This window comes from Nonomuraea sp. NPDC049141 (assembly GCF_040648415.1).
GTDB lineage: Bacteria > Actinomycetota > Actinomycetes > Streptosporangiales > Streptosporangiaceae > Nonomuraea.
Window position 1 is genome coordinate 370,489 of record NZ_JBEZDR010000001.1, and the last position, 15,711, is coordinate 386,199.

16 protein-coding genes are annotated in these 15,711 nt (G+C 70.9%); 9 read left to right on the top strand and 7 right to left on the bottom strand.

Annotated elements, in window-relative coordinates:
- Window positions 1-83: 83 nt before the first annotated feature.
- The gene (locus tag AB0B91_RS01665; RefSeq protein WP_358313610.1) at window positions 84-1,439 is read right to left on the bottom strand and encodes an FAD-binding oxidoreductase; all 1,356 of its coding nucleotides are present in this window, start codon (window positions 1,437-1,439) and stop codon (window positions 84-86) included.
- 159 nt (window positions 1,440-1,598) lie between these two features.
- Between AB0B91_RS01665 and AB0B91_RS01670 the strand changes: the two genes are divergently transcribed.
- Genes AB0B91_RS01670 through AB0B91_RS01685 form a run of 4 tightly spaced genes read left to right on the top strand, consistent with a single transcriptional unit; the run spans window position 1,599 to window position 6,483 of the window.
- Window positions 1,599-2,864 (top strand): aminotransferase class I/II-fold pyridoxal phosphate-dependent enzyme, encoded by a 1,266-nt coding sequence (locus AB0B91_RS01670; RefSeq protein ID WP_358313613.1) that lies wholly within the window; start codon window positions 1,599-1,601, stop codon window positions 2,862-2,864.
- 8 nt (window positions 2,865-2,872) lie between these two features.
- Entirely contained in the window at window positions 2,873-3,769 is an 897-nt protein-coding gene (locus AB0B91_RS01675) for a sulfotransferase (protein ID WP_358313616.1), read from the top strand.
- 8 nt (window positions 3,770-3,777) lie between these two features.
- Window positions 3,778-5,340: an AMP-binding protein gene (locus tag AB0B91_RS01680; RefSeq protein ID WP_358313619.1), complete on the top strand. Its 1,563-nt coding sequence runs from the start codon at window positions 3,778-3,780 to the stop codon at window positions 5,338-5,340.
- 3 nt (window positions 5,341-5,343) lie between these two features.
- The gene (locus tag AB0B91_RS01685) at window positions 5,344-6,483 is read left to right on the top strand and encodes an acyl-CoA dehydrogenase family protein (RefSeq protein ID WP_358313622.1); all 1,140 of its coding nucleotides are present in this window, start codon (window positions 5,344-5,346) and stop codon (window positions 6,481-6,483) included.
- Here the strand turns inward: AB0B91_RS01685 and AB0B91_RS01690 are convergent.
- The gene (locus tag AB0B91_RS01690; RefSeq protein WP_358313625.1) at window positions 6,457-7,134 is read right to left on the bottom strand and encodes a nucleoside monophosphate kinase; all 678 of its coding nucleotides are present in this window, start codon (window positions 7,132-7,134) and stop codon (window positions 6,457-6,459) included. The two genes, AB0B91_RS01685 and AB0B91_RS01690, sit on opposite strands and share 27 nt — an antisense overlap.
- Before the next feature lie 3 nt (window positions 7,135-7,137).
- Window positions 7,138-8,382 (bottom strand): ROK family protein, encoded by a 1,245-nt coding sequence (locus AB0B91_RS01695; protein WP_358313628.1) that lies wholly within the window; start codon window positions 8,380-8,382, stop codon window positions 7,138-7,140.
- A gap of 130 nt (window positions 8,383-8,512) precedes the next feature.
- Here AB0B91_RS01695 and AB0B91_RS01700 point away from each other — a divergent pair, with 130 nt between their 5' ends.
- Genes AB0B91_RS01700 through AB0B91_RS01720 form a run of 5 tightly spaced genes read left to right on the top strand, consistent with a single transcriptional unit; the run spans window position 8,513 to window position 12,854 of the window.
- On the top strand, window positions 8,513-9,559 hold the full coding sequence (locus AB0B91_RS01700; RefSeq protein WP_358313631.1) for a substrate-binding domain-containing protein: 1,047 nt from the start codon (window positions 8,513-8,515) through the stop codon (window positions 9,557-9,559).
- 7 nt (window positions 9,560-9,566) lie between these two features.
- On the top strand, window positions 9,567-10,541 hold the full coding sequence (locus tag AB0B91_RS01705) for an ABC transporter permease (RefSeq protein ID WP_358313634.1): 975 nt from the start codon (window positions 9,567-9,569) through the stop codon (window positions 10,539-10,541).
- A complete protein-coding gene (locus tag AB0B91_RS01710) occupies window positions 10,538-11,284 on the top strand; it encodes an ATP-binding cassette domain-containing protein (RefSeq protein ID WP_358313637.1) in 747 nt (248 codons plus the stop codon). Before AB0B91_RS01705 ends, AB0B91_RS01710 begins: the two co-directional genes overlap by 4 nt.
- 32 nt (window positions 11,285-11,316) lie before the next feature.
- Window positions 11,317-12,201: a sugar phosphate isomerase/epimerase gene (locus AB0B91_RS01715; protein ID WP_358313640.1), complete on the top strand. Its 885-nt coding sequence runs from the start codon at window positions 11,317-11,319 to the stop codon at window positions 12,199-12,201.
- The gene (locus tag AB0B91_RS01720) at window positions 12,198-12,854 is read left to right on the top strand and encodes a nucleoside/nucleotide kinase family protein (RefSeq protein WP_358313643.1); all 657 of its coding nucleotides are present in this window, start codon (window positions 12,198-12,200) and stop codon (window positions 12,852-12,854) included. Before AB0B91_RS01715 ends, AB0B91_RS01720 begins: the two co-directional genes overlap by 4 nt.
- On the opposite strand, the gene AB0B91_RS01725 is transcribed toward AB0B91_RS01720, so the two are convergent.
- From AB0B91_RS01725 to AB0B91_RS01740, 4 genes are all read right to left on the bottom strand, one after another.
- Window positions 12,851-13,825, bottom strand: a complete 975-nt coding sequence (locus tag AB0B91_RS01725; RefSeq protein WP_358313646.1) for a phosphotransferase — start codon at window positions 13,823-13,825, stop codon at window positions 12,851-12,853. The genes AB0B91_RS01720 and AB0B91_RS01725 overlap by 4 nt on opposite strands.
- 75 nt (window positions 13,826-13,900) lie before the next feature.
- On the bottom strand, window positions 13,901-14,386 hold the full coding sequence (locus AB0B91_RS01730) for a DinB family protein (RefSeq protein WP_358313649.1): 486 nt from the start codon (window positions 14,384-14,386) through the stop codon (window positions 13,901-13,903).
- Window positions 14,387-14,431: 45 nt separating this feature from the next.
- Window positions 14,432-14,899, bottom strand: a complete 468-nt coding sequence (locus tag AB0B91_RS01735) for a hypothetical protein (protein ID WP_358313652.1) — start codon at window positions 14,897-14,899, stop codon at window positions 14,432-14,434.
- Window positions 14,883-15,695: a PAS domain S-box protein gene (locus AB0B91_RS01740; RefSeq protein ID WP_358313655.1), complete on the bottom strand. Its 813-nt coding sequence runs from the start codon at window positions 15,693-15,695 to the stop codon at window positions 14,883-14,885. The genes AB0B91_RS01735 and AB0B91_RS01740 overlap by 17 nt, the downstream gene beginning before the upstream one ends.
- Window positions 15,696-15,711: the final 16 nt, after the last annotated feature.

A 15,711-nucleotide genomic window follows, 5' to 3' on the forward strand; every position in this document is an offset into this window, starting at 1 on the left:
CCAGTGAAGGTCATGGCGCCCTGGACGGCGTCCACCTGGCGATGACCCGGGAGGCGACGCATCGTTGAGCCGGTGGACGCGGCTCAACGGACGGCCGAGGGCGCGACGTTGTAGTTGCCGCGGAAGAAATTGTCCGGGTCCAGCCGCTGTTTCACCGAGGTCAGCCGGTCGAAGGCCGTCTCGCCGAAGGTCTTCCTGGCCCGCTCGCCGGTGGACGCATAGTTGATGTATCCGTCACCCCAGCGGCCGTACGGCTCGGCGGCCTCCGCGACGGACCGCGCCCAGGCGATCTGCTCCTGGTCGGCGGCCGGGTCGGCCCAGATCGCCGTGCCCGTGACGTTGAAGCCCGCGCCCCGGAAGGGCACGGCCGTGGCCTCGGCGGGCACCCGCCGCACCGCGCCGTGCAGCGCCTCGACGAGGATCCCGTCCCTGAAGGGCCCCAGCCACCGGCCGGCCAAGAACCGTTCGACCAGCGCCTCGGCCAGCTCGTCGGGCAGGGCGTCGGCGAAGCGGGCGCTCCAGTAGTGCCGCAGCCCGAACGCCAGACGGCCGAGCGTGGCCTGCAGCGAGAGGTACGACCTGGGCATGAGCTGCCAGTCGAGGATCTCCGGCCCGTGCAGCCGCTTCTCCAACGCCGTCCGGTATCCCTCGTCCTCGCCGCTGTAGGCCACGCAGATCACCGCCGCCGGAACGTGTGTGGGACCGTACCTTTTCAGCAGCAGCGTGCAGTTGAGCTCGTCGGGCGCGTCGAGCATGAGGTCGCGGAACAGGCGCACGGCCGGGCCGAGCTCGGCGCGCGGGTAGGCGACGCAGCCGCCGTACAGCAGGCCCACCGGGTGCATCCGGAAGCGGAACGCCGCCACCACGCCGAAGTTGTGACCCGCGCCGCGCAGCGCCCAGTCGAGCTCGGGATCGCGCTCCGCGTCCACCTCGACCACCTCCCCGGCGGCCGTGACGAGCTGATAGGAGAGCACGTTGTCGCAGGTAAGGCCATATCTGCCCATCAGGTGACCGAGGCCGCCGCCCAGGGTCAGGCCGCCGACGCCGGTGGTGTCGAAGGTGCCGCCCGTGGTGGCCAGGCCGTACGCCGTGGTGGCCAGGTCCAGCTGACTCCAGGTGGCGCCGCCGCCCACCGTGGCGGTGCGTTCTCGCGGATCAACCGTCACCGAGCTCATCAGCCGCAGGTCGATGACCAGCCCGTCGTCGACGGAGGCGTACCCGGCGACGTTGTGCCCGCCGCCACGCACCGCCGTGACCAGGCCGCCCTCGCGGGCGGTGCGGATCACCGCGCGCAGCTCCGCGACGTCGCGCGGCAGGCAGATCAGCCGGGGCCGCAGATCGTGCATGCCGTTGAAGAGCAGCCGCAACTCGTCATAAGCGGGGTGGCCGGGGCCGACCACCCGATCGGGACACGCGGCGTTCAGTGCGGAGACCGTCACGGGCTTGTTCCTTTCTCGGGCCTGGGTTCTTCGACGGCTTATCACGCATTTGTGACACACGCGAGGGGGGTTGCCTTTCCCGGGATCTGAGGCGATAGTCGGCTCTTAGCTCCACCGCGCAATTCACTACGCTATTTGCACAACAGATTCGAGGGACCGGTGAATCCACCCCTGACCACCTGGCCCACTTATGACAAGGGTGATGTCTTCCTCAGCCCGGAGGACCTCGCCGCAGCCATGGAGGCGCTCCGCGCCCAGCTGTTCTTCCGTTACGATTTCCGACCGCACGAGGAGACATTTACCGGGCTCTTCGAACGGCGGCTGTGCGAGGTGTTCGGCGCCCGGCACGCGCTGGCCTGCGCCAGTGGCACCACCGCGATCACGCTGAGCCTGCTCGCGCTCCAACTGCCCGCCGGCTCGCCGATCGCCTGCCCCGCGTTCACCTTCGCCGCCACGCCGAGCGCGATCCTGCTGGCCGGGCACCGGCCGGTGCTCGTGGAGTGCGAGGAGAACCTGCACCTCGACGTGCGCGACCTGCGCCGGGTGCTGGACGAGGGCGCCAAGGCGGTCGTGGTGGTGCACATGCGCGGCTTCGCCAGCGACATGCCGGAAATATGCCGACTGGCCGAGGAGTACGACGCCTTCGTGGTCGAGGACGCGGTGCCCGCGCTCGGCGCGCGGCTCGATGGCCGCTACCTGGGCACGTTTGGCCACTTCGGCGCCTTCAGCACTCAGTCCGACAAGTCGCTCAACACCGGAGAAGGCGGCTTCCTCCTCACCGACGACCCCGAAGCGTACGCCCGCGCGGTGGTCTACAGCGGCGCGTACGAAGGCCGGATGGCCCGCCACTTCCCTGGCCAGGTCCCGGACGTCGACGACCGGGCGTTCCCCATCTTCAGCTTCCGCATGGACGAGATCAGGGCGGCGCTCGCCGGTGCCCTGCTCCAGCGGCTGCCCGACCGGCTGGCCGCCCATCACCGCAACTACGGCTACGTGGCCGAGCGGCTCGCCGACCTCGACGGGATCGCGCTCCGGCAACCGGTGGCGCCCGGCGCGTACCTCGGCGAGGCGCTGGTCTTCCGGCTGCCCGGGGCCACGCCGCGGGAGTGCGCGGCGTTCGCCGCGGCCGTCGCGGCCGAGGGGGTCGACGCTCGCGCGCTCGGCGACCGCGACGACGTCAACGTCCGCGCCTTCTGGAACTGGCGGTTCCTGCTCGGCGACGACGCGCACGCCGCGCGGAGCCTCTTCCCGGCCTCGGCGCGCTACGTCAGCGAGGCGATCGACATCCCGCTCTCGGCCAATCTGACCCGCGCCGACTGCGACCGCCTGGTGGCGGCTGTCAGAAAAGCCGCCGCCGGGAGGCCCGCCGCCGAGACCGCCACAGCGGGAGAGACCGCCACCGCCGGACGGGCCGCGAGCCGATGACGCCGCGGGTGCTCTACGTCACGGGCTGGTGCAGGTCGGGCAGCACACTCCTCGGCAACCTGCTCAACGAGCTGCCGGGCGTCGCGCACGTGGGCGAGCTCAACTACCTGTGGTCCAACGGCGTGCTCTGCACCGGCACCAACAGCACCTGCGGCTGCGGCAAGGACCTGCGGGACTGCGAGGTGTGGCGGCAGGTGCTGCTCAAGGTGGACGGCCACGCCATCGCGACGGAGATGATCCGGCTGCACAACGCCCACCTGCGCACCCGCTTCACCCGCGAGCGCCTGCGCGAGGCCCGCGGCCTGGCCCCGCGGCCGCGCGACGTGCGGCGCGTCGGCGAGGTCAAACGGCGGCTCTACACCGCGATCGGCGAGGTGCTCGGCGCCGAGCTGATCGTCGACACCTCCAAGTTCCCCGCCGAGGCGGCCCACCTCATGGGCCTGCCCGACCTGCGCCCCCAGGTCCTGCACATGGTGCGCGACCCCAGGGCGACCGCGTACTCCTGGCACCGCGCCAAGGGCTACATCCCGGCCATGAGCCCCCTGCGCAGCAGCACGTACTGGACCGGCTTCAACGCGGCGTCGGAGTGGATCGCGAGCGCCTTCCCCGAAAGGTGCCTCCGGCTCAGGTACGAGGACTTCGCCGCCCGCCCCGCCGAGACGATCGGCCGGGTCATGGCGTGGGCGGGTCTCCCGCCGCCCGGCCCGGTGATCGACGGGGGCACCGCCCGGCTCGGCGTCAACCACACCGTGACGGGCAACCCCGACCGGTTGCGTACCGGGCCCGTGGCCATCAGGCCCGACGAGGCCTGGCGTACCGCCCTGCCGGCCGCGAGCGTCGCGCTGAGCACCCTGGCCGCGCTGCCGCTCATGGGCAGGTACGGCTACCACCTGAACGACCGGTAGGAGGACGCATGGAGTGGCGAAGCGACGCCGAGCACTGCTACCGGGAAGGCTGGTGGCGCGACACCACGCCCCTGGACGATCTCCGGCGGGCCGTGGAGCGCTTCCCCGGGCGCGTGGCGATCACGGCGCATCAGGCGGGCGCCGACGACCTGGTCAAACTGACGTACACGGATCTGTCCCGGCTGGTGGAGCGGTTCGCCGGGGCCCTGACCGAGCTGGGCGTCGGCCCGGGCGACGTGGTCGCGCTCCAGTTGCCGAACTGGTGGCAGTTCCCGCCGCTCGCGCTCGCCTGCATGCGGGTCGGCGCGGCGGTCAACCCCATCATCCCGATCCTCCGCAAACGCGAGGTCGGCTTCATGCTGGAACGTACGGAGGCGAAGGTCTGCGTCGCGCCCGCGTCGTTCCGCGGCTTCGACCACGCCGGGATGCTCGCGGAGATCGCCAAGGAGGTGCCGACGCTGCGGCACGCGGTGACCATCGGCGGCGGCCCGCTCGACTTCGACGACGTCTTCATGTCCGGCCGCGACGTCCGGCTCGGGCCGCAGGAGGCGAGCCCGGACGACCTGGCCCAGGTGATGTTCACCTCGGGCACGACGGGCGAGCCCAAGGGCGTCATGCACACCCACAACACGCTGTACGCCGGCATCCGCACCGAGGCGGAGGCCCTCGGGCTGGACGAGGACCTGGTCGTCCACATGGGATCGCCCCTCACCCACCAGGCCGGCTACCTCTACTGCTTCCTGATGCCGCTCCAGCTCGGCGGCCGGGCGGTGTTCCAGGACGTGTGGGACCCGGACGTCATGCTCGGCCTGGTCGAGTCGGAAGGCGTCAACTTCGGCATGGGCGCCACCACGTTCGTGGTCGACGCCATCGCCGCGCAGCGGGCCCGCCCCCGAGACCTGAAGACCCTCGACTCCTTCGCCTGCGGCGGGTCACCGATCCCGCCCAAGGTGGTGGAGGAGGCGGGCGAGGTGCTCGGCGTGCGCATGTACGCGCTGTGGGGCATGACGGAGAACGCCACGGTCACGATCACCCGCCCCGAGGACCCGCCGGATCTCGCCGCGCGCTCCGACGGCCGGCCCGCGCCGTGGATGCAGGTCCGGATCGCCGGCGACCGGCTGCAGGTACGCGGCGCCAACCAGTGCGTCGGCTACTGGAAGCGCCCGGACCTGTACGGCGAGGCCCTCACGACCGACGGCTGGTTCGACACGGGCGACCTCGCCAGGGGCGACGGCCACGACGGCATCCGGATCACCGGCCGGGCCAAGGACCTGATCGTCAGGGGCGGGGAGAAGATCCCCGTGGTCGAGGTGGAGGCCGCGCTGTGGCGGCACCCGCGGATCAAGGAGGCCGCGCTGGTGGCCTATCCCGACGAGCGGCTCGGCGAGCGGGCGTGCGCCTTCGTCGTCCCGGATGGCGAGCCGCCGTCGCTCGCCGACGTACAGGGGCATCTGGAACGGCTCGGCATGGCCCGGCAGTTCTGGCCGGAACGCCTGACGGTCGTGGCCGAGCTGCCGAAGACGGCGTCGGGCAAGGTGCAGAAGTTCGAGCTGCGGGAACGGATGGGCTGACGCATGGACTTCGCGTTCGACGGCGAGCAGGAGCGGCTGCGCGCCCGGGTGCGCGACTTCGCGGCCGAGCACCTCGCCCCGCACTACCAGTCCGACGACCGCGCCGCGGCCATGCGCCCCGAGCTGCCCGGCGAGCTGGCCCGCATGGGCCTGCTCGGCCTGCGCGTCCACCGGGAGTACGGCGGTTCGGGCGCCGACGCCGTGACCACCGGCCTGGTGCTCGAAGAGCTGGCCCGCGTCGACGTGAACAGCTGCTACCTGGTGCTCAACGCCGCGCTCGTGGCCGACATCCTCCAGGCCAACGCCTCGCCGGAGCAGCGGGGCGACTGGCTGCCCGCCCTGGCCTCGGGCGACCTGATCCCGGCCATCTGCCTGACGGAGCCCGAGCACGGATCGGACGCCGCCGCCATCGAGTTCCGCGCCACACCGCAGGACGGCGCCTGGCTGCTGCACGGCGAGAAGACCTCGATCATGCTCGGCATGACCGCCACGCACGGCCTGGTCTTCGCCAGGACGGGCGGTCAGGGGGCGCGCGGCGTCACCGCCTTCCTCGCCGACCTGGCCGCCGCCAAGCGGGAGGCGTTCACCGACCTCGGCAACCGCGCCGTGGGCCGCGCCCACCTGACCTTCGACGGCCTGTCCGCCGGGCCCGAGACGATCGTGGGCGGCGAGGGCCTCGGATTCGTCCAGGTCATGCGGGGTTTCGACTATTCGCGGGCGCTGATCGCGTTGATGGCGACGGGCACCGCTCAGGCGGCGATCGACGACGCGCTGGAGCGGGCGCGCACGCGCACCGCCTTCGGCCGCCCGCTCGGCGCCTTCCAGGGGCTCAGCTTCCCCCTGGTCGAGTACGCCACGCAGCTCCGCGCGGGCAGAGCGCTCTGCTACGAGGCGCTGTGGCGCAAGGACCAGGGGCTCCCGCACACGACCGAGGCGAACATGGTCAAGTGGTGGGTGCCGAGGATGGCCGCGGACGCCGTCCAGCAGGCGCTGCTCACGTTCGGGCAGGCCGGCTACTCGGAGGAACTGCGGCAGGCGCAGCGGCTGCGTGACGTGATCGCGCTGCAGATCGCCGACGGCACCGCCCAGATCACCAAGCTGGTCGTCGCCCGGCAGCTACTCGGCCGCGACTTCGCCCCCTGATTTTTCCGGAACGTACGGCGGGAGCTGGAGGCGGGCGCGGATGCTCCGCTGGACGGTCACCTTGTCGTCGCGGGCGTCGACCGTCGTGACGTACTCCTTGCCGCGGAACAGCTCCACGACCGGGTCGATCTTGTCGTGGTATTCGCGCAGCCGCGTGGCGAGCGCGTCAGGGGCGTCGTCCTCGCGGGTGACGAGCTCGCCGCCGCACACGTCGCACCTGCCCTCGGTCGCCGGCCGGTGGGCGATCAGGTTGTAGTCCATGCCGCAGCGTGAGCACAGCCGCCTGGCCAGGACCCGCCGCCGCACCTCGTCGTCGGGCAGGTCGAGGTGGATCACGCCGTCGATGTCGTAGCTCTCCAGGAAGAACTCCGCCTGCCGCCGGCTGCGCGGGAAGCCGTCGATGATGAAGCCGTAGTTCCAGTCGTGCTGCTGGAGGCGCTCCCTGACGACGGCCTCGACCAGGTCGTCGCCCACGAGCTCGCCGGCCGCGACCAGGCGGCGGACCTGGGCGCCGAGCTTGGTGTGGCTTTTGACGTGCCAGCGGAAGATGTCGCCGACGCTGATGTGCACCAGGTCGAGATCGGTGGCCAGCAAGGTGCTCTGGGTGCCCTTGCCGCTGCCCTGAACGCCCAAGATCACGTATTTCCGCATGTCTCATTCTCCGTCGGGGACGGGGAGCATGATCTTACTGCCCGCGCCACCGCGATCGACGAGTTCCTGGACCCTCTGGGGAGAGTAGATCCCGTCCACGAGGAGCTGCGCGAGCCCGAGTATGCCCGCGTCGGGGTCGAGATCACTGCGGACGATCTGGAGATTGCGGGTGGCCAGCGGCAGGGACCGCCGGTAGACGATCTCGCGGATGCCGGCGAACAACTGCTCGTCGGTGTGCGCGAGCTGGCCGCCGATCGCGATGATGCGCGGGTTGAACAGGTTGACGGTGTCGGCGATGGCGCCACCGAGTATGCGGGCCGCGCGCCGGGCGAGTCGTACGGCGACCAGGTCGCCGGAGCGGATCAGCCGCACGGCGTCGTCGACGGTGGCGACGTCGCGGCCCGCCGCCTGGAGATCGCGGACGAGCGCCCAGCCCCCTGTGTACGCCTCCACGCAGCCGACGTTGCCGCACCGGCACAGCGGCGGCTCGGCCACGTCGTCGACCACCACCTGGATGTGGCCGATGTCGCCGGCCGCGCCGTCGGCCCCCCGGTGCACCTGGCCGCCCGCGATGAGGCCGGTGCCGACGCCGGTGCCGATCTTGACCATGAGCAGGTGCGGGACCCCGGGGTAGCGCAGGCGCTGCTCGCCGAAGGCCATCGCGTTGACGTCCTTGTCGACCAGCACCGGGCAGTTGTAGTGGGCGGTGAACCAGCCCGGGATGTCGAAGCGGTCCCAGCCGGTCATGATCGGCGGGCTGACCACCCGCCCGCTGGCGAAGTCGACCGGACCGGGCACGTCGATGCCGATGCCGAGCACGTCGCCGGGAACGTGGCCGCGCTCCTCGAGCAGCTCGGCGAACAGCTCGGACACGATCGTGAGGATCGCCGTCGGACCGGTCGTCACATCGGCGCGGACGTCGCGTTCGGCCCGCACCTCTCCGCCCAGGTCGCACACGGCGGTGCGCAGGCCGGTGGCGCCCACGTCGGCCACCAGCAGCACACCCCGGTCGCGGTTGACGACGAACTGGCCGGCGGGCCGGCCCTTCGTGCGCGCCTCCGTGGGCGCGGGGATGAGCAGTCCCGCGGCCAGCAGTCCGTCGAGGCGCTGGTTGACCGTCGTGCGCGACAGGCCGGTGTGACGCATGACGTCGGCTTTCGTGAGCCCGTCGGGGATGTCGCGGAACAAGCCGAGGATCTCCCCTGAGCTGACTCCCATCCGCAGCGCGGACACGCCTGTTATGGCCATTGGACCACTCTATCGGTGACTTCGAGTACTCGTAAGTCAAGAAAGTTTCGTCTTAAAAAGTCGAAAGAAGGGTTGTCAGTCTTCGGAAGTAGCCATACGGTCATCCCATCGACGCCGAAAGGGGCATCCGATGCACACGACCTCGCATGGCAGGCGAGCGACGGCGATCACCGCCGTTCTGGCGGCCGGAACACTGGCCCTGGGAGCGTGCGGCTCCAGCGTGTCCGCGGGTCCGACCGTCTCGACCGCCGGCGCCGCGACTCCGAACGTCGCCGCAGTGATCAAGGGGCTGGACAATCCGTTCTTCCAGACGATGAAGCAGGGCATGGACGAGCAGGCCAAGGCGGGCGGCGTGGCCCTCACGGTCCAGGCGGCCACCTCCATCACCGACACCACCGGACAGGCGGACAAGCTCAACGGCCTGGGCGGGCAGCCCTTCACCTGCTTCGTGGTCAACCCGATCACCGGCACCAACCTGATCCAGGGCCTGGCCAGGATCGCCGCGCAGAACAAGCCCATCGTCAACATCGACAGTCCGGTCGACCCCGGCGCGGCCAGGAGCGCCAACGTCAAGCTGGCCACCTACATCGGCACCGACAACGGCGAGGCGGGCAAGATGGCCGGGCAGCGGATGAGCCAGCTCGTGCCCTCCGGCGGTGACGTCGCGGTCGTCGGCGGCATCGCGGGTGACGTCACCAGCGGCGCCAGGGTCGAGGGGTTCCAGCAGGGCATCGGCACCAAGCTCAAGGTCGTCCAGACCGTCGCCGCCAACTGGGATCGCCAGACCGCGCTCACCGCCGCGACCGACCTCCTGCGCGCGCACCCGGACCTGAAGGGCTTCTTCGTCGCCAACGACGACATGGGGCTAGGCGTGTCGCGGGCCATCGCCAACGCCGGCCAGACGGGGAAGGTGAAGGTCATCAGCGTCGACGGCATCAAGGACGCCCTCGAAGCGGTCAAGGCCGGCACGCTGGACGGCACCGTCGCCCAGTACCCGTACGCGATGGGCCTGATGGGCATCGAGGCGTGCCAGGCCGCCACGGCGGGCAAGCCGCTGCCGGGCACGGTGAAGTCCCCGGTCGAGCTGGTCACCAAGGACAACGCGGACAAGGCTCTGGCGGCGACGCCCAAGCCGTTCGGCACCTACGCCGACCCGTTCAAGAGCCTCATCCAGTAGGACAGAGATGGCAAACACTGCAATCGCCGCACCCGAGCACGAGGCCTGGACCGCGCGTCTGAAGGACGTCGGCTTCTGGGCCGAGTGGGCGGCCCTCGTCGGGCTGATCGTCCTAGTGATCGTCTTCCAGGCGCTGAACCCGACGTTCCTGAGCGCGGGCAACATCGCGTCGATGCTGGTCGCCGCCGCCATCCTGATCATCCTCAGCGTGGGGCAGACGTTCGTCATCGCCACCGCGGGCATCGACCTGTCGATCGCCTCCGCGATGACCTTGGGCGCGGTCGCCTTCGGCCAGGTCTACTCGATGGGGATGGGCCTGGCGCTGTCGTGCCTGGCGGCCGTCGTCGCCTCCGGCCTGGTCGGCGTGGTCAACGGGGTGATCATCGCCCGGGGCAAGATCACCGACTTCATCGTCACGCTCGGCACCCTTTCTGCGGCCTCCGGGCTGGCGCTGATCCTCTCCGAGGGCAAGCCCGTGACGATCATCGACGCGACGCTGCTCGGGCTGTCGACCGGCGGGCTCGGGATCTTCGGCTGGTCGTTCGTCATCGCGGCGGTCGTCGCGGTGCTGGGGCACGTCCTGCTGTTCCACACCCGGTTCGGCACGCACGTGCTGGCCACGGGCGGCGCGGCGGAGTCCGCGACGGCCATGGGGATCAGCACCCAGCGCGTGAAGATCGCCGTCTACACGATCTCCGGCGCGCTCGCCGGGCTCGGGGCCATCCTGCTGGTCGCCCGCATCGGCGCGGCCGAGCCCGCCGCCAACACCGCCTTCCTGCTCAACTCCGTGGCCGCGGTCGTGCTCGGCGGGGTGAGCCTGTTCGGCGGGCGCGGCAGCATCATCGGCCCGGTCATCGGCGCGCTCCTGCTCATCGCGCTGGTCAACGGGCTGACGCTGCTCGGCGTCTCGCAGTTCTACCAGCCCCTCGCCGTCGGCATCGTCGTGGTGCTGGCCGCGCTCCTGACAAGGTTCCAACGATGACGAACACCCTGCTCGAATCCCGGAACGTGTCCCTGTCGTTCGGCAACGTCCGCGCCCTCGCCGACGTCTCGCTGTCCCTGCGTCAAGGCGAGATCACCGCCCTGGTCGGCGACAACGGCGCGGGCAAGTCCACGCTGGTCCGCTGTATCTCCGGCATCCACCGGCCCGACAACGGCCACATCATCTTCGACGGGGAGGAGAGCGACTTCCACTCCCCCGACGACGCCCGCAAGGCCGGCATCGAGACCGTCCACCAGAACCTGGCCCTCGTCGAGGACCTCACCGTGTGGCAGAACCTCTTCCTCAACCGCGAGCTCGTCCGCGGGTTCGGTCCCATCGCGTTCCTGGACCGGCGGGCGATGCAGACCCGCGCGCGGGAGATGGTCTCCACGCTCGCGGTCAACGTCCCCGCGGTGAAGTCCCGCGTCCGGCGGCTGTCCGGCGGGCAGCGCCAGGCCGTCGCCATCTGCCGCGCGGCGGGCTTCAGCTCCCGGCTCGTCATCATGGACGAGCCGACGGCCGCGCTCGGCGTCCAGGAGACGGCCCGGGTCGAGGAGCTCATCCTGCGGCTGCGCGACGAGGGGCACACAGTGCTCCTCATCAGCCACAACTTCGCGCAGGTCATGCGGCTCAGCGACCACGTCTGGGTGATGCGCGCCGGCCGCTGCGTCGGCGGGCGCCGTACGTCCGAGACGAACGGCGAGGAGATCGTCTCCCTCGTCACCGGCGCCGTCAGCCAGTGAGCCCCCACCAACGATCAACAGAAGGCACCACGATGACCCTCACCGCCACCACGACCAACCCCATCGGCGTGCACGCCCTCGTCTGGGCCGGCGACACCACGCCCGCGTCGGTGGAGCACGCGATCCGCAAGACCAAGGAGACCGGCTTCGACCTGCTCGAACTGTCGCTGCACGACTCCATCAACCTCGACGTCCCGGCCGCGCGCGACGCCCTGCGGTCCGCCGGTCTCGGCGTGGCGTGTTCGCGCGGACTCGCCTTCGACGCCGACGTCTCCAGCGACGACGCCGACGTGGTGGCGCGCGGCGAGAAGCTGCTGCAGGACTCGCTCGCCATCACCGGCGAACTCGGCGGCACGCACTTCACCGGCGCCCTCTACAGCGCCCTGGGCAAGTACGACCGCCCGCTCACCGACGCCGGGCGCCGCAACGTGGTGTCGGTGCTGCGCGGCCTGGCGCAGGAGGCGCGGCGGCGCGGCATGACGCTCGGCCTGGAGATCTGCAACCGCTACGAGACCAACGTCATCAACACCGCGCACGACGCGCTCCGGCTCGCGGACGACATCGGGGAGGACAATGTCCTCATTCACCTGGACACTTACCATATGAACATCGAAGAGGACGATCTCGTACGGCCAGTACGCGAGGTCGGATCCCGGCTCGGCTACGTCCACATCGGCGAGAACCACCGCGGCTATCTCGGCTCCGGGCACCTGGACTTCACCTCGTTCTTCCACGCGCTGGCCGACATCGGCTACCGCGGGCCGATCACCTTCGAGTCCTTCTCCTCGGCCGTGGTGGCGCGCGGCCTGTCGAACGACCTGGCCGTCTGGCGCAACCTGTGGTCCGACGGCGAGGACCTGGCCCGCCAAGCCCACGGCTTCATCGCCGGTCAGCTGCACGCGAGCCAGTCTCGATGACGACCCTCACCGACCTGGCCGCCCGAGCCCGCTCCCTCGTACGCGACGGCCACCGCGCGGTGCTGGGCATCACGGGCAGCCCCGGAGCCGGCAAGTCGACGCTCGCCGAGCACCTGATCCGGCTGCTGCGGCAGGACCAGCCCGCGCTCGACTGGGTGGCGCACGTGCCGATGGACGGCTTCCACCTCGCCGACGTGGAACTCGACCGGCTCGGCCGCCGCGACCGCAAGGGCGCCCCTGACACCTTCGACGCCGCCGGCTACGCCGCGCTGCTGCGCCGCCTGCGCGCGGACGAGGACGACGTGATCTACGCCCCCGCGTTCGAACGCGACCTGGAACAGCCGATCGCGGGCAGCATCCCGATCCCGCGGACCGCCCGCCTCATCGTCACCGAGGGCAACTACCTGCTGTTGGACCAGGGCGACTGGGCGCGGGTCCGGCCCGAGCTCGACGAGGTCTGGTACTGCGATCTCGACGAGACCGAACGGGTGCGGCGGCTCGTCGCCCGCCACGAACAGTTCGGCAAGGAGCACGACGCGGCCGTGGCCTGGGTGATGGGCACCGACCAGCGGAACGCGATCCTGGTCACCGGCACCCGCCCGACCGCCGACCTGGTGATCTCCGACCCGACCCTGCGCACGCTGGAGGCCTAGCCGTACTGGCCACAGAGGTCGGTTACGGTGCCGGTGAGCGCCTCCCACGCCTGGCGGCTGTCGGTGCCGCTCTCATGGGGCCCGCGGAAGTCGTCCACGTAAAGGGCCACGTCCTCGATGGCCCAGCGCAGCCGGTAGAGGTCCATGACCTCCGGATCGGGCCGCCGCCCGGTGATGTCCGCGTACCGTGCCAGATCCTCCGGCCCGTCGGCGACCAGCCACAGATCCCGCTCGGGCCGCGCCAACCCCACCGTGTCCCAATCCACCAGCAGTGGGCCGCCGTCGGCCAGCACGAGGTTGCCGGGATGCGGCTCACCGTGGGTCACCACGAGGTGCTCGCCGCTCACCTCATCGGCCCGCCGGTCGAACTCGTCCAGCCGCTCCCGTAACCTCCCGGCGCTCTCGGCCACCAGGGCTCGGGCGGGTTCCGCGTACGGCCCGCCCTGCCAGACCCCGCCCGTCTCCCGGAGGGCGTCCTCCAGCCGATCCCGCGCCGGAATGCGCAGGGGCCGCACGGGAGCCGAAGCCGGCGGCACCGTACGGTGCAACTCGGCGAGCAGTTCCACGACCGCGGCGCGCTCGCCGGCCGCCAGGCTCTCGCCGAAATCCCCGGTGCGCCCGCGTACCAGCGGAAAGACGCTCACCGCATGCCGTTGGCCGAGCAGCCGAAGTGATTCGCCCCGGCCGGTGGCCAGGGGCGCGACGACGAAGTCCAGCCCCTGCTCGCGCAGGGCGACGGCGGTGTCCATGGCCTGCCGCAGCCCGCTCTCCGCGGAGCCTTCCTCGAACAGACCCTTCTGCGTCAGATCCGCGACCGTGACGAACCACCGCGGCCCATCGGCATCAGCCGCGACCCAGTGGTAGTCCCCGAACCCGACCGGCGCGTAGTCCAGCGAAACAGCCCCGATCCCCCACGCGCCCAGGAGGTCGCGCAACGCCCGCTCATCAAGCCCCGCCGGCCGATCTTTCACGCCCGCCACCCTACCGACCCCACCCAGCCGAGCGTTTCGAATATCGCCCGGCCCCGGCGAACCAGATGGGCGCGGCTACGTCAGGACCAGCCAGGTTCTGCCGTCGGTCAGCTCTCGGGCGGCGTCGAGGTGCCCGGCGTGACACGCGGTCTCGGTGATCACATGCAGGATGATCGTACGCAGGTCGCGGGGCGGCGCGTCGCCGAAGAAGTCATCGGGCCACCAGACCGGTGGGGCGTCGAGCGGGGTGGCGGCGATGATGGCGTTCGCCAGCTCCGTCTCCCGCCGGTATGAGCCGAACACCGCCTCGGCCGTCACGTCGGGGGCCACCTGCCAGGCGGCGTCCCCCGTTTCGAGCTCGACCGACTCGCCGCCGACGACGGCGCGGAACCAGAATCGCTCGACGTCGAGGGCGAGGTGCCGCACCAGCCCCAGGCACGTCCAGCCCGACGGCAGCACCGGCCGTCGCAGCGCATCCTCCGGAAGGCCGTCCAGGATGCCGAGCACGTGATCGCGCTGACTGTTGAGGACTGCGAGGAGGGTCTCAGTCTCTTTGTTCATGGTGGCGCCGAGCTTAGCGACCGCAACCGACAAGATCCGGCCGCTTCATTCGGCCGGTCGAGGGCGCGGCGGGCCGCCGATCATGTGCGGCCCGGTGGTCTCGGAGCCGGACACGGGGGACAGCCCCGCCTCGATGAGCTGGCCGCGCAGCGCGGCCACGGTGCGTTCGAGGGCACGGATCTGGGCCTGGAACTGGCGGATCTGCTCGCGCATCGCCGCGGATCCGGTCTGTTCGCTGGCCAGGTCGGCGCTGAGCTGGGTGGTTTGGTCCTGCAGGCGGTCCACCTGCCGCTCCATCTGGGTCAGCGCGTCCTCGTAGATCGTTTTGGCGCGGACGTAGGCGTCGGCGTCGACCTTGGAGCGTTCCAGCTCGGCGTGGCGTTCGGCCTGCAGCAGCGCGGTCTGTTGCGTCTTCTTGTTGGCGTCGGTGGCGGAGCGGAAGGCGAGATAGGCCACGCCGAGCGGGACGATGCCGACGGAGAACTGGATCAGGAGGTTACTCAGGCTGGACACTGCCGCCTCCGATGGGCCGGATCACGCCGGTATAGGTGACTCCGTCATCGCTGTGCCAGGCGTTGACGGTGAGGGCGATGGCGAACTCGGTGCCGTCGCGGTGCAGGCCGACCAGTGGAATGATCCGCCCGGCCAGGTCCGAGCGACCGGAGGAGCGCACCCGGGCGAGTCCGGCGGAGTGCTGGGCGCGAAAGCGGGGCGGCATCAGCATCGTCAGCGATCGTCCGACCGCCTCGTCGATGGTCCAGCCGAACAGGATCGCGGCTTGGGGGTTCCACGACTGGATGACCCCGGCGCCGTCGGCGACGATGACGGCCTCCGGCTCGGCCCCCGGCTCGGCCTCGCCACCCGGGAAGCGGCTCACCACGACGGCCTCGGGCCAGGTGGCGATCAGCGAGATCCAGCCGCCGAAAGCCAGCCAGACCGCGCCGCCGACCCACCCACGCGGGTTGGCACCGGTGAAGGTGGAGAACAGGTACACCAGGCCATACAACATGAGCAGGGCGGTGGCGACGGCGAAGGCCACGCGATCCGAGCGCATGAACATCTGCACCAGGCACAGAGCGCCGGTGGCACACCAGACCAGCGCCCACACGCCCAGGGGAGCGATGGAGGCCAGCATGGCGTATCCGGGGGCGACCCGCTGGTCAGCCGGTACGTACGCCAGAGAAGCGGCGATCGCCAGACTCAGCAGACCGACGAACGCCAGGGAGGCCCCACGCCGGCCGATGCGGTGCAGCACGCGGATGATCGTACGGCGAAAATGAGGGGCGCCGACATCGACTCTGTTACTCACGGTTGCTAGATTAATG

Excerpts from the sequence above, each read along its gene's own strand:
- AB0B91_RS01680 (WP_358313619.1), top strand. The coding sequence starts at position 3,778 with ATGGAGTGGCGAAGCGACGCCGAGCACTGCTACCGGGAAGGCTGGTGG.
- AB0B91_RS01685 (WP_358313622.1), top strand. The coding sequence starts at position 5,344 with ATGGACTTCGCGTTCGACGGCGAGCAGGAGCGGCTGCGCGCCCGGGTG.
- AB0B91_RS01690 (WP_358313625.1), bottom strand. The coding sequence starts at position 7,134 with ATGCGGAAATACGTGATCTTGGGCGTTCAGGGCAGCGGCAAGGGCACC.
- AB0B91_RS01695 (WP_358313628.1), bottom strand. The coding sequence starts at position 8,382 with ATGGCCATAACAGGCGTGTCCGCGCTGCGGATGGGAGTCAGCTCAGGG.
- AB0B91_RS01700 (WP_358313631.1), top strand. The coding sequence starts at position 8,513 with ATGCACACGACCTCGCATGGCAGGCGAGCGACGGCGATCACCGCCGTT.
- AB0B91_RS01705 (WP_358313634.1), top strand. The coding sequence starts at position 9,567 with ATGGCAAACACTGCAATCGCCGCACCCGAGCACGAGGCCTGGACCGCG.
- AB0B91_RS01710 (WP_358313637.1), top strand. The coding sequence starts at position 10,538 with ATGACGAACACCCTGCTCGAATCCCGGAACGTGTCCCTGTCGTTCGGC.
- AB0B91_RS01715 (WP_358313640.1), top strand. The coding sequence starts at position 11,317 with ATGACCCTCACCGCCACCACGACCAACCCCATCGGCGTGCACGCCCTC.
- AB0B91_RS01720 (WP_358313643.1), top strand. The coding sequence starts at position 12,198 with ATGACGACCCTCACCGACCTGGCCGCCCGAGCCCGCTCCCTCGTACGC.
- AB0B91_RS01730 (WP_358313649.1), bottom strand. The coding sequence starts at position 14,386 with ATGAACAAAGAGACTGAGACCCTCCTCGCAGTCCTCAACAGTCAGCGC.